This is a genomic window from Corynebacterium sp. KPL2861, from assembly GCF_040225475.1.
In the GTDB taxonomy this organism is placed as follows: domain Bacteria; phylum Actinomycetota; class Actinomycetes; order Mycobacteriales; family Mycobacteriaceae; genus Corynebacterium.
This window is the reverse complement of the sequence record NZ_JBEHFW010000001.1, coordinates 201,697-214,805: the sequence shown is the minus strand read 5'-3', so window position 1 is coordinate 214,805 and position 13,109 is coordinate 201,697. Positions and strand designations below refer to the sequence as shown.

Genomic DNA, 13,109 nt, shown 5'->3' with positions numbered 1-13,109 from the left:
ATGCTTTATGCCCAGGTGGGGTGTATCGTCGCCCCTCGTGAAAATTATCGATCAGTTGAGCCCGCGCAGCGCCCATGAACATCGCATTCACCGTCGGCCTTTGCCCCGCCAGACGGAGATTTCTACCGCGCGCCGCACCATCGTCATGGTGGCGATGGCCCTTGGCGCGTTTGCTATCGGTACCACCGAGTTCGTCTCGATGGGCCTGCTGCCGCTGATCGCGGAGGACTTCGGGGTGTCTGAAGATACCGCCTCCACGCTGATTACTACCTACGCACTCGGCGTGGTGGTCGGCGCGCCGCTGATTGCGGCGTTTACCGGCAAGCTCCCGCGCCGCCGCCTCATCCTCTTGCTCATCGGCTTTTTGGTGGTGGGCAACCTGCTCTCGGTCCTCGCACCGAATTACTGGGTGCTCATGGTGGCCCGCTTCATTGCCGGCATGCCCCACGGCGCGTATTTCTCCGTGGCTAACCTGTCCGCGGCATCGATGGCCCCTCCCGGCGGGCGGGGCAAGGCCATGGCGTTTGTGGGCATGGGCCTTGCCATCGCCACGGTCATCGGTGTGCCCGCGGCACAGGCCTTAGGCTCCGCGCTGGGCTGGCACGCGGCCTACCTGGTGGTCGTGGTCATTGGCCTTATTACCGCCGTGGCCCTGTTCTTCCTCATGCCGCACATGACGGAGATGAAACAGACCGATATCCGCACCGAGTTCGGCGCCTTTAAAAACAGCCAGGTGTGGCTCACCGTCATCATGGGCGTGGTGGGTTTCGGCGGTATGTTCTCCGTCTACACGTATATTTCCTGGACCATGACCGAGGTCGCTGGCCTGAGCGATAGCCTGATTTGGGTCGTGCTCATGGCCTACGGCATTGGCATGACGATTGGCAATGCCTTTGGTGGCTGGTTGGCAGACCGCAACCTCGAATTTGGCATCATTTTCGCCTTAGCCAGCCTGATCATCATTCTTACGGCCTTCTATTTTCTCTCCAGCCACGCCATCGCCGCCACCATTTGCTTTGGCATGGTGGCATTTATGGGTTCCACGTTGGTGCCGTCGCTGCAGTTGCGCTTGGTCCACGTGGCGGGCGATGCTCAGACCTTATCCGCAGCGCTCAACCAATCCGCGCTCAATATCGCGAACGCGGCCGGTGCGACCATCGGCGGCATCGTCGTCGGTGCGGGCCTAGGCTATTCCGCCCCGGCGCTGGCGGGCGCCGGCTTGGCGGCCGCGGGTTGCGTTGTGTGGGCGATAACAATGTGGGATAAAAAACGCCTTGCAGGCCGCAGCTAGAAGTACCACCGCACACGCCTATATTCTGGAGCACCATGAGCCTTACCATCGCTAGCGTCAACGTCAATGGAATCCGCGCCGCGTGCAAGCAGCGCAACGAAAACAACCCCGGCATGAACGCTTGGCTGGAACAGACTCCGGCCGATATCGTGCTGATGCAAGAGGTCCGCGCCACCCCGGACCAAGCCAGAAAGGCCCTGGCACCTGCCCTGGAGGCCGGCTGGCACTTGGAGCTTGCCGATGCCGCCGCCAAGGGCCGCGCCGGAGTCGGCATCCTCTCGCGCACGCCGCTTGCCGATGTCGAAATCGGTTTCGGCTCCTTCACCGATGCCGGCCGCTGGATTGCCGCGACCACCCGCGATATCCGCGTGGCCTCGCTGTACCTGCCTTCCGGCGATACCGATTCGCCGAAGCTGGATGAAAAGTACCGCTTCCTGGATGAATTCGATGCCGTGCTGGCAGAAAACGCCGATAAGGACATGGTCATCGGCGGCGACTGGAATATCTGCCACCGCGCCCAGGATTTGAAGAATAATAAGGCCAACGAGAAGAAGGCCGGCCACCTGCCGGAAGAGCGCGCCTTTATGGACCATGTCTTTGGCAGCTTCCCGGATGAGGCGCCGCAGGAGAAAAAGAACCTGGGCGAGTGGCTCGGCGTCGTAGACTACGCGGGCACCACGCCGTGGGAGCCGGCCACCGCGCCGCAGTGGTTCGACGTGGCGCGCCGCCTCCACCCAGAGGCCGACGGTCCCTATACCTGGTGGACCTACCGCGGCCAGGCCTTCAATAACGATGCGGGCTGGCGCATTGACTACCAGGCCGCTACCCAGCCGTTGCTCGATCGCGCGCAGCGCACCTGGGTGGATAAGGCCCCGACCGTGGAGCAGCGTTGGTCCGATCACTCGCCGCTGCTGGTGGAATACGCCTGATGTCGCCGCTTTTTAGCGTCCTGTACGTCATCGGCATTACCGCCGAGTCCATGACCGCTGCGCTATCGGCCGGCCGGCAAAAACTCGACCTGTTCGGTGTGACGATGATCGCCTCCATCACGGCACTAGGCGGCGGCACCGTCCGCGATATCGTGCTTGCGGATCCACCGCTGACCTGGGTGGAACACCCCATCTATCTGGTCATCGTCATCGCCGCTGCCATCGTCACGGTGGGCATGTCCTTCCTCATGCACTATTTCCGCCACCTCTTCCTCATCCTCGATGCCTTGGGGCTGGCGGTCTTTTCCGTGCTGGGCACCCAGATTGCCGCCCACTTGGGCTACGGCTTCATCATCGCCTCGGTATCCGCGGTTATCTCCGGCGTTTTCGGCGGCGTGCTGCGCGATCTGCTCTCAGACCGCATTCCGCTGGTATTTTCCGGCGAGTTTTATGCGGCCATCTCGATCCTCGCGGCCGGGCTGTACATGATCCTCTTGCGCGCCGGGCTATCGGAGGAACCCACAGCGATCATCACCGCCCTAGTCTGCTTTAGCGCGCGCCTTGCGGCTATCTACTTTAAGAAGGGCCTGCCCGTCTTCGAGTACCGCGACGGCGAGCAACAGATGGATCCGCGCCTGCGGCTATCGGCGCGCATCGTGCGCGATGGTGCCCGCCGGGCCAAGCGGAAGGCGGGCGCGGCCACCCGCTACGCCAGCCCGATTACCCGGCCGCTGATTCGTAACAAGCGCACCGCAAGCGATTTTTCCTCCCCGCTCAGCCTCGAGGAGCTAAATAGCAACCGGATCGCGCGGCCGACCGCTCACGCATCGATTACCCGCCCCAGTGGGAAGCACTCGCCTGGGGCGAGGGGAGTGGATGTGCAGCAGCAATGGACCTTCAACAAGGAGGATGTGGGCAGGCAAAGGACCCCCAAGCACAAGCAGTAGTGCTAGTATAAACACGTTAAAAATTTCGAAATCTGCAACGGAGAAAGTTCATGGCTCGCGCAATTATTCCTTTTGTCCTTGGCGCCGTAATCCTCGCCCTGAGCATCTGGTGGTGGACCGCTGTCGGACCGTCCTTCGCCTTCCTTGGCCCCATCGTCCTCATGGGCGTCGGCGGTGCCTTCATGGTGTCCGGTTTCGCCGTCTTCATGGACATCGTCAGCCCCACCTCCCGCAAGGTCTAAGGGGAAAGGTCTGAGATGAAAGCTATCGATCTGCTCACGGACATGGCGCAGCGCCCGCTCGATGCGCTCTCCGCATTGCCGGAGCTGAGCAACGAGACCGCCAATGCGCACTTTGGTGATCACCCGAACTCGATCACGTGGCTGCTATGGCACACCGGCCGCATGGCAGACCTGCAGCTTGCGCAACTGACCGGGGAAGAAGAGCTGTGGCAGCGCTACGACCTCGACCTGCCGGACGCCATGGGCTATGGCCAATCGGCGGAGGAAGCGCGTGCCGTGACCACGCAGGACATCGGCAAGCTCCGCAGCTATACTCAGGAAGCATTGGAGCAGGTCAAGGCGTATGTGACCTCGCTGGAGGATGACAACCTCGATGACGTGATCGACACCTCGTGGACGCCGCACGTTACCCGCGGTGTCCGGCTGGTCTCGATTTTTGATGATGCCGCGCAGCATCTTGGGGCGGCCAATCAACAAGCAAAAATGACGGAGTAACATTACCTGACATGACTGATTCCACTGCATCTAATTCTGCATCCCGCGTACTTTCCGGCATTCAGCCCACCGCTGATTCCTATCACTTGGGAAATTACTTGGGAGCGCTCAAGCAGTGGATCGATCTGCAGGAAGGCTACGATGCCTTTTACTTCATCCCGGATCTGCACGCGATTACCGTAGAGCAGAATCCGGAGGAGCTGCGCAACCGCACCATGGCCGGTGCGGCGCAGCTCATCGCGCTGGGCATCGACCCGGAGAAATCCACCCTCTTTGTCCAGTCCCACGTGCCCGCCCATGCGGAGCTGACCTGGGTATTCCAGTGCCTGACCGGCTTCGGTGAGGCCTCCCGCATGACGCAATTCAAGGATAAATCCGCCAAGCGCGGCGCCGATCGCACCTCGGTGGGTCTTTTTACCTACCCCATCCTGATGGCGGCCGATATCCTGCTGTACTCGCCGGATTACGTGCCAGTGGGCGAGGACCAGCGCCAGCACCTGGAGCTCACCCGCAATCTGGCCGAGCGCTTCAACAATAAATACGGCGAGACCTTCCACGTGCCAGAGCCGTTCATTCCAGAGGGCGCGGCGAAGATCTATGACCTGCAGGACCCGACGTCCAAGATGTCCAAGTCCGGCCCGAATCCGAAGGGCCTGGTCAACCTGCTCGATGCCCCGAAGACCTCTGCCAAGCGCATTAAGTCCGCCGTGACCGATGACCTGGGCTCGGTCGCCTTCGACCGGGAAAACCAGCCGGGCGTATCGAACCTGCTGGTCATCCAGTCTGCGCTGACCGGCGAGTCCATCGACTCCTTGGTGGAAAAGTACGCCGGCAAGGGCTACGGGCACCTGAAGGTGGATACCGCGGAGGCGCTCGAGGCCTTCACCACGCCGCTCAAGCAGCGCTATGACGAGCTCATGGCGGATCGTGGCGAGCTGGAGCGCATCTTGGAGCGCGGTGCCCAGACCGCACAGGAAATAGCGCAGCCGCTTGTCGATGCCGTCTATGAAAAAGTCGGCTTCCTTCCTCGCCCGCGCAGGTAGTAGGTACCCCTTAACCCACCCCACCGAGGGACAAGTGGGTGTTTGCCAGCTACGCTATACGGGATAAGCGCTGTGCGAACAAGAAGGGAAGCACGTGTCCACCACCACGCAATCCTCATCTAAGAAGACAGACCACTACGGCATCGAGCGTGCGAACGCCGATGATCCGGGAGCGATAGATAAGGTACGGCGTAAATCGCCCTTTGTTGACCACCTCATGCGCATGCAGGAGCGCTATGCCGCAGAGGGCGGCAACCAGTTTTCTGCTGGCATTACCTATTACTCGGTCCTGTCCATCTTCCCGTTGGCGATGCTGCTGGTGGCCACCATCGCCGCTGTCCTTGCTAACCGTGAGGACCTACTCAATGATCTCCAGTCCTATATCACCGACTCCATTGACGGGAACCTCAGCGAGTCGGTCAATGAGATCTTGGATACGGCCATCGACCAGCGCGGCGCCATGTTCGGTATTGGTGGTTTGACTACTCTGTGGTCCGGACTGGGGTGGATGAACCACCTGCGCATCGGCATTTCCGCCATGTGGGGCATCGATGCCAATGATGGCGGCTCCTTCCTGAAAAAGAAGTTCTCTGACCTTCTGGGGCTTATCGGCCTGATCATTGCCTTTGTCGTCGCCTTCGGCGTGACCGCGGCGGGTTCCTCCGGCCTTACGCAGAAGATATTTGACCTCTTAGGTATCGATTCTTTCCCCGGCATGGGTTATGTCTTCTTCTTCAGCGGCTTGTTGCTGGGACTTATCGCCAACTTCATCGTCATGTGGTGGCTGATTATGATCCTGCCGCGCACGAAGGTGCCTAAGAAGTCCGGCTTTATCGGTGCCGCCATCGGTGCGGTAGCGTTCGAGGCCATTAAACAGCTGTCCACGGTGATCATGGCCTCTGCCACCGGCAGCCCGGCCGGTGCGGTCTTTGGCCCGGTCATCGTCCTGATGATTGTCATGTACTTGGTGTGGCGCGTGGTGCTGTATATTTCCGCATGGACCGCGACGACCGCAGAATCCCTGAAGTACGCGCACCCGCCGGTTCCAGAACCTGCCGTTATTCGCGTGCGCAACGAGGTGCGCGAGGGTGCACCAGCAGGTGCGGTCTTCGGTGTGGGCGCCGCTCTGGGCGCTGCGGCTGTGGGCGCGACGAAGCTTTTCCGCCGGAAATAAAAATCCTCCCTACGGGTGAGGGCCGCCGCGCTCTTTACCTTTAAGATAGGACACTATGAACGCCGATGATATTGCCCCAGATCTCTACGAAAAGTGGGACCTCGACCGCAGTGGTGGCGAGGATGAGCTTTTCGTTTTATTGGAAGCAAAAGATATCAAGCTCGGGCAACAAGGGTATAACCCCGATGAGCCGCGACGTGTCCAGCTGCGCATAGCATCCAGCATTTTGGGTTCGGCGAAGAAGAGGGCCGAATATGATGAAGCATTGCGCACAGGCCTTCGCCCGACGTGGGGCGAGCTCGGCACGCTGAGTTCGGTGGGGCAGTGGTCTCCGGCGCCGCGCCCGCAGCCGAGCTTCCACAATCAACCGCAGGGTGGTCCGGAGCAGGCGCCGGATTTTGCCGAACCCAGCCCGTATAGCTCCCCGTACACGCACAACCCATTCGGTCAGCACGCATCATCGCAGCAGCAAATGTCGCCGTCGTTCGCTGCCGCGCCGGCGCCGTTCCAGCACCAGGCACAGGAACGGCCATCGCAAAGTACGCGCATTGGCATGGGCATTGTGGATTTCTTCTTGGCCGGTGGTATCAGCAGTGCGTTTGCTGCGGGCGTAGACGAGCTCGTGGATGCGGACACTTTGTACTACGTCGTCGCCTGCATCGTGATGGTGGTCTACGTTGTGGGCAGCGAGGTGTGGATGGGTGCCAGCCCAGCAAAAATTCTTGCCGGGTACACCGTGCGGGACGTGGATACGAAGAAAAAGCTCAGCCTCAGCCAGTCCGCAAAGCGCCAATGGTGGCGCCTTATCAACGTGGTCCCGGGAATTGGGCAATTGGCGGGACTGGTGGGCGCGGTGGTGCACACAACCACCATTAATGAGGAAAACAACCGGCGCGGTTCCCATGACGAGCTCGCCAACGCAGAAGTGGTCAAGAGGAAGCCGCACAAGTAGGACGCTGCATGGCGCAACTTCGGGCAGATACCTACGATGGTGCGCATGCATGATGCACCATTAATTAGCCCCGAAAATAAGGATTCCGCCGAGAGCGTGGTGGAACAACTTCCAAAGGTATCCCTGTGGGAACCGGTTCGCTCGCAGGCCAGCACCGCGGAGGAATTGAACGCGGATATTCGCGAGCAGTGTGCCCAGCTTGCCGATGACCACGTGGTCTACGCCGAGCTGCAGCTCAACCCCGCGGCTTACTCTTTCGATACGTCCGCAGTCGTGCGCGAGGTGGCCGCGGAACGCTTCGGAGAACTCGAGGTACGGTTTGTCCTCGAGGCGGCAGAGCCGGCGGCTAATGCTGAGGACGCCGCGGGCATTGCTGGCTACACCCTGCTGGAGGGGAATGCTGCCGCAGCGGCGGAGTTCCGTACGAAGTACCTGCCTACCCAAATCGCGGTGGGTGAGGATTTCGCAGCCACCGAAAGCGCGGCGCAGGCCGGCGTGAACCGCTTGCTGCGACCGGTGAATATGATTGATGATTTCACCGCCGATGTCGATGGAATCCGCCCAGGCAAGGCCTCCGGATGGATCCGCGACCGACACATCCCGTTGGTATTTTCGCCCTTGGATGACGTTGAGGAACTGACGGATCATCCGCTGCCGCTGTTACAGCAGCTCGGTTTTACCTGCTCGGTCTCCTCCGGCGATTCCACGCTGAGCAGGCAGTTTCTCGCCTTGAGCGAGACCTTTGGGTACGGACTAGAGGAGTTTTTCGATCTTACCGTGAAAGCGATTGAGAATATTTTCGACACCGAAGAAACAAGGCAGCGTATCCTTGAGGCCGTTGTCCTTCCGGCCTACGAGGACCTCTCCGATCCGGAACTTGCCGGCCCCGATACTGAGGAGTCGCTCCAAGATTCCGGGTTCTCAGTGAACCTGAATGACAACGCTTCCGAAGAGTAATAGAGAGTTAATCTACAAAAAGGAGGAAGACATGCCTTCCGCACTATTCGTTGTTACCGCCGCTGATAAGTGGACGCTTGCTGATGGCAGCGCCCGCCCTACCGGTTACTGGGCCGAGGAGCTCATTGCTCCGCACCGCGTTTTTAAAAACGCTGGTTGGGATATCGACTTTGCTACGCCGAACGCGAAGGCTCCAGTGGTAGACGAGTACAGCCTCGAGGTATTGTCTGAGGGCGACCGCGCAGAGCAGGAGAACTACCTCGCAGAAATCGGTCCAGACCTGGAAGACCCACTGAACTTGGCCGATGTTAAGGAAGCCGACTACGACCTCGTCTTTTACCCCGGCGGCCACGGCCCCATGGAGGACTTGGCTTATGACCAGGACTCCGCCAAGCTGCTGCAGGAGCGCATCGAGTCCGGTCGCGCACTGTCCCTGGTATGCCACGCACCGGCTGCATTGCTCGCGCTGGACAATGACAACTGGCCACTCAAGGGCTACACCATGACCGGCTTTACCAACGCCGAAGAGGGCGAGGAGACCATCGCCGCTGCCAAGTGGGTTGTTGAGACCCGCCTGCGCGAGCTCGGCGCTGATTTCAAGCAGACCGATCCGATGCAGCCTTATGTCGAGGTTGACCGCAACCTCTACACGGGCCAGAACCCAGCATCCTCTGAGCCTTTGGCACAGCGCATCCTGCGCGACTTTTAATGCGGGCGCTGAAAGCTCTCGCTGCAGGTAGCGCGGTAGTAGGGGCGGCGGCATATATAAAGAGCCGCCGTCCTTATCTACGCAGCGTTGCTCCTGAGCTTCGCAGCCCATTACTGTACCTGCCGCTGCACTTGCTTTCGGGTGATCGATTCGCTCGAACGAGCAGGCTATTTGCCAATATGGACGTGGCACGTCCGAAGTGGCGTCCGGTGGACATCGAAGAGCTATCTTGTTCTTTTGAAGACCAACCATTCCGTGCCCGCGTTATTACTCCACGCGGAGATGGAGCGCCAGCCGAGCCACGTCCCGTGGTGATGTGGATTCACGGCGGAGGTCACCTGCTCGGTGGTCCCGCGATGCATGATCCCCAAACTTCGCTCATCGCATCGGAGCTGGGGGCCATTGTCATCGCGCCGCGCTATCACAAATCCACGCAGGAACCTTTTCCTGCGGATCTGGAAGAGTGTTATGCCGCTTTGCGCTGGATGCAGGAAAATGGCGAGCTTTTAGGCGCGGATACTTCGCGTATTGCGGTCGCTGGCGATAGCGCCGGCGGTGGCTTGGCCGCAGGCCTTGCCCAGCGCACGGTGGATGAAGGTCATTCCATTCGAGCGCTTGGATTGGTCTATCCAATGCTTGATCACCGCACCATTGTTAAAGAGGGTGCGGTGGGGCAGTTTATTTGTCCTCCGAATTTAAATCGCGGCGCTTGGGATATGTACTTAGGCAAGGACCATTTAGGAACCCCGCTGCCACGGTATGCATCGCCGGCGACGCGTTCGGATCACTCGGGGATGCCGCCCACGTGGATCGGCGTGGGAGACATCGACCTTTTTCATGATGAATCCGTAGCCTTTGCTACCGCACTGCAGAACGCCGGAGTCGAGACCACACTTGATGTGTATGCAGGCGCCTATCACGGCTTCGATCAGGTACGCCCGCGTGCGCCCCAGTCGCGCAGAATGCTGGCAGATCTTATCGAGCACCTCGGCTCTCACCTCTAGCCGCACGATTTGCGGATTGAGGTGTAGGTAAAAATACAGCAATCGCCCCAGCCCACGCTCCAGTTTGAGGAGTGGTTGGGCTGGGGCGGTTTTCGGTTAGCAGCGGCTACCGGCAGCTGAGGTCGCTAGGGCCGGTAGTCCGCAGAGCAGAGGAAAACTAAAAGCGGGAAAAACGCTTAATTAGCATGCTCTCGAGGCCCTTCCAAGACTCGGCATGCTCGTTATACGGCTTGGACGGGACGTAACCGGCGTGTTCGGTGGAACCGAGCATGTAGCCGAGGTAGTCCTGCAAACGCGGATTGGCCAGCATATAGGAATTAATGGAATCATCCCCGGCCCAGTCCGCGGCATCGGCGCAGACCTCGTAGCAGCGGGCTAGCTGGTCGGAGTCGACCGCTTCCGGTCCCTTTTCAATATCGCGCACGATGCCATTAAAGGAATATTGGTTATCCGGGTGGACCTGGACCTCTAGCTCACCGGCATTGGCGGCGGTGACGACGTCCTGCCAGGTAGAGACGCGCGCCAAGTCGTGGTCATCATTATCGATGAGCCACCGCACCAGCGTCTTGGAGGAATCGAAGGTAAAGATTTCGCCCCACTTGCCTAAGAAGATGGGATTGCCGTCCAAGTAGGTGCGCAGCGTGTAGACGGACTTGGACTGCGCGGTGATTTTAATCGGGTCGATTCCGGCGGCGGCCCAGGGGGACTCGTCATAGGGGTCGGCGGCATCTGCTGCAGCCTTGCGCTTTTCTTCGGCTTCCTTGGCGGCAGCGTCGGCGGCACTCGCTGCCTCGGAGATGCGGGTTTCGGCATCGGAGATAGCGGCGGCGTCGAATTCATCGCTCGGAACCACGTGGACGTGCTTATCCAGATCCGCGATGACCTTCTTCCAGTTGGTCAAGATGACCCGCCCGACGCCGGTCCACTCGTTCATACCCTGCTCGCCGGAGTAGTGATCGGCGCCGCGGGAGACGTTGCGCAGGATGGAGTGAGTGGCGAAGAAGATGGTGGTCTGTTCGGCAGCGGCGACATCGGCAAGCGCGGATGCCACCTCGAGGTCGCGCGCCACGGTGGAGACATTGGCGTGGCTGGGGCGGCCGGCGAGGGCTTCCGGCATGCCGATGAGATCGTATTCATCGCGCTTGGCTGGGGTGACGCGGTGCGCCGGGCGGGCGGAAAATTGCTCCCACTGCGGGTGATCTAGCAGGTCATGCTTGGCATCGGACTCCAGGTAGCACAGCATCTCAGCGGGGGAGTCGAAGACCAAGACGGAGTCATCGTCGCCCAAAAAGGCTTGCCATTCGGAGCCGCTTTCGCGCCACTTGGGCGCCCAGAGGGTATAAAAATCGCCCTCAGTCAGGGAGAGCTTAATAGGCACAATCGCACGGTTACTCATGGCCTTTTAGTCTACCCAACGCCCCAGCTGCCGCGCGGAATTGCCGGGCGCTTGTCATGCAGTCGGCCGCCAAAAGCCCTTAAATTGCATGCCCATATTATTCGTTCGCAGCGGGTTGGTCTGCACGGGGTCGCCGGCCTCCACAATCTCACCATTGCCGGAATACATCGCCACATGGCCATCCCAAACCACCAGATCGCCGGGCTGGAGCTGATCGGCGCTGACCTGCTTGCCGATGGCCTGCTGGTCCGCCGTGCGCGGAATATCCACCCCCGCCTGGGAATAGGCCCATTGGGTAAGCCCCGAGCAGTCAAAGCCGCCATTTCCGGTTCCGCCCCAGGTATAAGGTTGGCCCAATTGGCTCTTGGCCGCGGCAACGGCCGCCCGGCCTGCGCCCGATCCGGCTTCGGTACTCGCCGGCGGGTTCGGTGTGGGAGCAGGGCCCAGTTCTGGTGGAGGGGCCACGGCCGTGTGCGTCGCCGCGGCAGCCGTTAGCTGCTGGGGCTGGCCCACGGCGGATTCCACCGGGCGCTGGGAGATAGGCAACAGGGCCGCAGCGGCGTTAGTGAGTTCGTCTTTCAGACGTTTAACCCGGGCCATCGCCAAGCCAATATGCTCATCTATCACGGCGCGAAGTGAGGCAAGTGCTGCGGCGCGAGAGGCGGGGTCGAGGGAGATTAATCCCATCGCGATTGGTGCCGCGGCGCGGATAAGCCGCGTGCCGATGCCGAAGATATCGCCGGCGGCCACCGCGATAAGGCTGCGCGCTTGGCCAAGTACGGCGGAGACGGTCTCGTTATCACCGGTGAGGAGATCCGCGGCGGCGATAAGTTGGGAGGTGTCACCGTGCGCGATATCCGCCAGTGGCTGCGCGGCGGAGATATCTGGGACGCGGGGAAGCTGGACATCGGGAAGCGGCGAGGGCTGCAGCGCGGCAATATTTTTAATGGCGGTAGCAAGCACTTACATCGCCGCCCCGAGTAAGTCGCGCAACGCCGCATCGGAGTCTTCAGCCTCGCGCGACATCTGAAAGGAAGACTGCGCGATGTGGCCCATATCGCGGCGCAGCATGGTCATCCGCGCCCCAATATTGTCTAAGGCGGCATGGACGGCCTCATTGAACGCGGTAAAGGCCGGAGCCTCGGGCAATTCCGGGTGGGGCGGATTTTCTCCTTGCGCGTTTGAATGCAGGTCACGGGCTAAATGGCGGGCGTGGGCGGTATCAATTTGAAATGGTCTCATGGGCTATTGGACTGGCCAATAGCCCAAGTGGTTCCCAAAAAGTTTAAAGTAGTGGGCATGGATATCCACGTCGTAGACCACCCGCTTGCCGCTTCCCGCCTGACCTTGATGCGCGATGCGCGCAGCGATAACTCCGCTTTTCGCGCCGCGCTCAAGGACTTGGGAACCATGCTCGTGTATGAAGCTTCCCGCGATTTGGCGGTAGAAAACTTCGATTGCGAAACGCCGGTTGCCACCGCGCAGGGCACTCGCCTGCAGGATCCGCCCATCATCGTGCCCATTATCCGCGCCGGGCTCGGCATGGTGGATCCCGCCCTGTCGATGATCCCTGATGCCCAGGTAGGTTTCATTGGCATGGCGCGCGATGAAGAAACCCACGAACCCGTGCCGTACTTGGAGGCGCTGCCGCAAGACCTGACGGGGCGCACCGTCTTTGTCGTTGACCCTATGCTGGCCACCGGCGGCTCCTTGCTGCACGCCTTGCGCCTGTTGGCTGCTCGCGGCGCTACCGATATCACCGCCATCTGCATGGTCTCGGCCCAAAATGGTGTGGATGCGCTGGAAGAATCGGGCCTTCCTGTGCGCCTCGTAACAGCTGCCATCGACCCTAAGCTCAATGCGGATGCTTATATCGTGCCGGGGCTTGGCGATGCCGGCGATCGCCTCTACGGCCCGCGCAATATCGATCTTTAAGCTAGTATTTCTCCCTGAAAGCCCGAAGGTGGCTT

The 13,109-nt window shown here is 60.5% G+C and carries 15 protein-coding genes; 12 read left to right on the top strand and 3 right to left on the bottom strand.

The window, feature by feature from the left end:
• Positions 1–37 precede the first annotated feature (37 nt).
• From ABRP84_RS00995 to ABRP84_RS00945, 11 genes are all read left to right on the top strand, one after another.
• Positions 38–1,291 carry an MFS transporter gene (locus ABRP84_RS00995; protein WP_349852169.1) on the top strand — a complete coding sequence of 418 codons (1,254 nt, stop codon included), beginning with the start codon at positions 38–40 and terminating at the stop codon, positions 1,289–1,291.
• Positions 1,292–1,326: 35 nt separating this feature from the next.
• Complete coding sequence (locus ABRP84_RS00990) at positions 1,327–2,220, top strand: exodeoxyribonuclease III (RefSeq protein ID WP_349852167.1); 894 nt, start codon at positions 1,327–1,329, stop codon at positions 2,218–2,220.
• Positions 2,220–3,167: a trimeric intracellular cation channel family protein gene (locus ABRP84_RS00985; protein ID WP_005277314.1), complete on the top strand. Its 948-nt coding sequence runs from the start codon at positions 2,220–2,222 to the stop codon at positions 3,165–3,167. The genes ABRP84_RS00990 and ABRP84_RS00985 overlap by 1 nt, the downstream gene beginning before the upstream one ends.
• Before the next feature lie 50 nt (positions 3,168–3,217).
• Complete coding sequence (locus ABRP84_RS00980; RefSeq protein ID WP_023030177.1) at positions 3,218–3,409, top strand: hypothetical protein; 192 nt, start codon at positions 3,218–3,220, stop codon at positions 3,407–3,409.
• Between the two features lie 15 nt (positions 3,410–3,424).
• Positions 3,425–3,904 carry a DinB family protein gene (locus ABRP84_RS00975; RefSeq protein WP_284771953.1) on the top strand — a complete coding sequence of 160 codons (480 nt, stop codon included), beginning with the start codon at positions 3,425–3,427 and terminating at the stop codon, positions 3,902–3,904.
• Positions 3,905–3,915: 11 nt separating this feature from the next.
• Positions 3,916–4,947: a tryptophan--tRNA ligase gene (gene trpS, locus ABRP84_RS00970; protein ID WP_349852164.1), complete on the top strand. Its 1,032-nt coding sequence runs from the start codon at positions 3,916–3,918 to the stop codon at positions 4,945–4,947.
• A 94-nt stretch (positions 4,948–5,041) separates the two neighbouring features.
• Positions 5,042–6,121 carry a YhjD/YihY/BrkB family envelope integrity protein gene (locus ABRP84_RS00965; protein WP_298692636.1) on the top strand — a complete coding sequence of 360 codons (1,080 nt, stop codon included), beginning with the start codon at positions 5,042–5,044 and terminating at the stop codon, positions 6,119–6,121.
• Positions 6,122–6,176: 55 nt separating this feature from the next.
• Positions 6,177–7,073 carry an RDD family protein gene (locus tag ABRP84_RS00960; RefSeq protein ID WP_349852162.1) on the top strand — a complete coding sequence of 299 codons (897 nt, stop codon included), beginning with the start codon at positions 6,177–6,179 and terminating at the stop codon, positions 7,071–7,073.
• A gap of 45 nt (positions 7,074–7,118) precedes the next feature.
• Positions 7,119–8,030 (top strand): amidohydrolase family protein, encoded by a 912-nt coding sequence (locus ABRP84_RS00955; RefSeq protein WP_502879760.1) that lies wholly within the window; start codon positions 7,119–7,121, stop codon positions 8,028–8,030.
• A 31-nt stretch (positions 8,031–8,061) separates the two neighbouring features.
• The gene (locus tag ABRP84_RS00950) at positions 8,062–8,739 is read left to right on the top strand and encodes a type 1 glutamine amidotransferase domain-containing protein (RefSeq protein WP_023025374.1); all 678 of its coding nucleotides are present in this window, start codon (positions 8,062–8,064) and stop codon (positions 8,737–8,739) included.
• A gap of 179 nt (positions 8,740–8,918) precedes the next feature.
• Positions 8,919–9,743 (top strand): alpha/beta hydrolase fold domain-containing protein, encoded by an 825-nt coding sequence (locus tag ABRP84_RS00945; protein ID WP_349852158.1) that lies wholly within the window; start codon positions 8,919–8,921, stop codon positions 9,741–9,743.
• A 157-nt stretch (positions 9,744–9,900) separates the two neighbouring features.
• On the opposite strand, the gene ABRP84_RS00940 is transcribed toward ABRP84_RS00945, so the two are convergent.
• From ABRP84_RS00940 to ABRP84_RS00930, 3 genes are read right to left on the bottom strand one after another with little or no spacing between them, the layout of a single operon-like run.
• Positions 9,901–11,139 carry a SatS C-terminal domain-containing protein gene (locus tag ABRP84_RS00940; RefSeq protein WP_349852156.1) on the bottom strand — a complete coding sequence of 413 codons (1,239 nt, stop codon included), beginning with the start codon at positions 11,137–11,139 and terminating at the stop codon, positions 9,901–9,903.
• 54 nt (positions 11,140–11,193) lie between these two features.
• Positions 11,194–12,102 carry a C40 family peptidase gene (locus ABRP84_RS00935; RefSeq protein ID WP_349852154.1) on the bottom strand — a complete coding sequence of 303 codons (909 nt, stop codon included), beginning with the start codon at positions 12,100–12,102 and terminating at the stop codon, positions 11,194–11,196.
• Complete coding sequence (locus tag ABRP84_RS00930; RefSeq protein ID WP_349852152.1) at positions 12,103–12,381, bottom strand: chemotaxis protein; 279 nt, start codon at positions 12,379–12,381, stop codon at positions 12,103–12,105.
• Positions 12,382–12,438: 57 nt separating this feature from the next.
• On the opposite strand from ABRP84_RS00930, the gene upp reads away from it, so the two are divergent.
• Positions 12,439–13,074 carry a uracil phosphoribosyltransferase gene (upp, locus tag ABRP84_RS00925; protein WP_349852150.1) on the top strand — a complete coding sequence of 212 codons (636 nt, stop codon included), beginning with the start codon at positions 12,439–12,441 and terminating at the stop codon, positions 13,072–13,074.
• Positions 13,075–13,109: the final 35 nt, after the last annotated feature.

What these genes read in the sequence shown, in the direction of transcription:
- ABRP84_RS00980 (WP_023030177.1), top strand. Translation starts at nt 3,218, where the DNA reads ATGGCTCGCGCAATTATTCCTTTTGTCCTTGGCGCCGTAATCCTCGCC.
- trpS (WP_349852164.1), top strand. Translation starts at nt 3,916, where the DNA reads ATGACTGATTCCACTGCATCTAATTCTGCATCCCGCGTACTTTCCGGC.
- ABRP84_RS00950 (WP_023025374.1), top strand. Translation starts at nt 8,062, where the DNA reads ATGCCTTCCGCACTATTCGTTGTTACCGCCGCTGATAAGTGGACGCTT.
- ABRP84_RS00945 (WP_349852158.1), top strand. Translation starts at nt 8,919, where the DNA reads ATGGACGTGGCACGTCCGAAGTGGCGTCCGGTGGACATCGAAGAGCTA.
- ABRP84_RS00985 (WP_005277314.1), top strand. Translation starts at nt 2,220, where the DNA reads ATGTCGCCGCTTTTTAGCGTCCTGTACGTCATCGGCATTACCGCCGAG.
- ABRP84_RS00955 (WP_502879760.1), top strand. Translation starts at nt 7,119, where the DNA reads ATGCATGATGCACCATTAATTAGCCCCGAAAATAAGGATTCCGCCGAG.
- upp (WP_349852150.1), top strand. Translation starts at nt 12,439, where the DNA reads ATGGATATCCACGTCGTAGACCACCCGCTTGCCGCTTCCCGCCTGACC.
- ABRP84_RS00940 (WP_349852156.1), bottom strand. Translation starts at nt 11,139, where the DNA reads ATGAGTAACCGTGCGATTGTGCCTATTAAGCTCTCCCTGACTGAGGGC.
- ABRP84_RS00960 (WP_349852162.1), top strand. Translation starts at nt 6,177, where the DNA reads ATGAACGCCGATGATATTGCCCCAGATCTCTACGAAAAGTGGGACCTC.
- ABRP84_RS00930 (WP_349852152.1), bottom strand. Translation starts at nt 12,381, where the DNA reads ATGAGACCATTTCAAATTGATACCGCCCACGCCCGCCATTTAGCCCGT.
- ABRP84_RS00990 (WP_349852167.1), top strand. Translation starts at nt 1,327, where the DNA reads ATGAGCCTTACCATCGCTAGCGTCAACGTCAATGGAATCCGCGCCGCG.
- ABRP84_RS00975 (WP_284771953.1), top strand. Translation starts at nt 3,425, where the DNA reads ATGAAAGCTATCGATCTGCTCACGGACATGGCGCAGCGCCCGCTCGAT.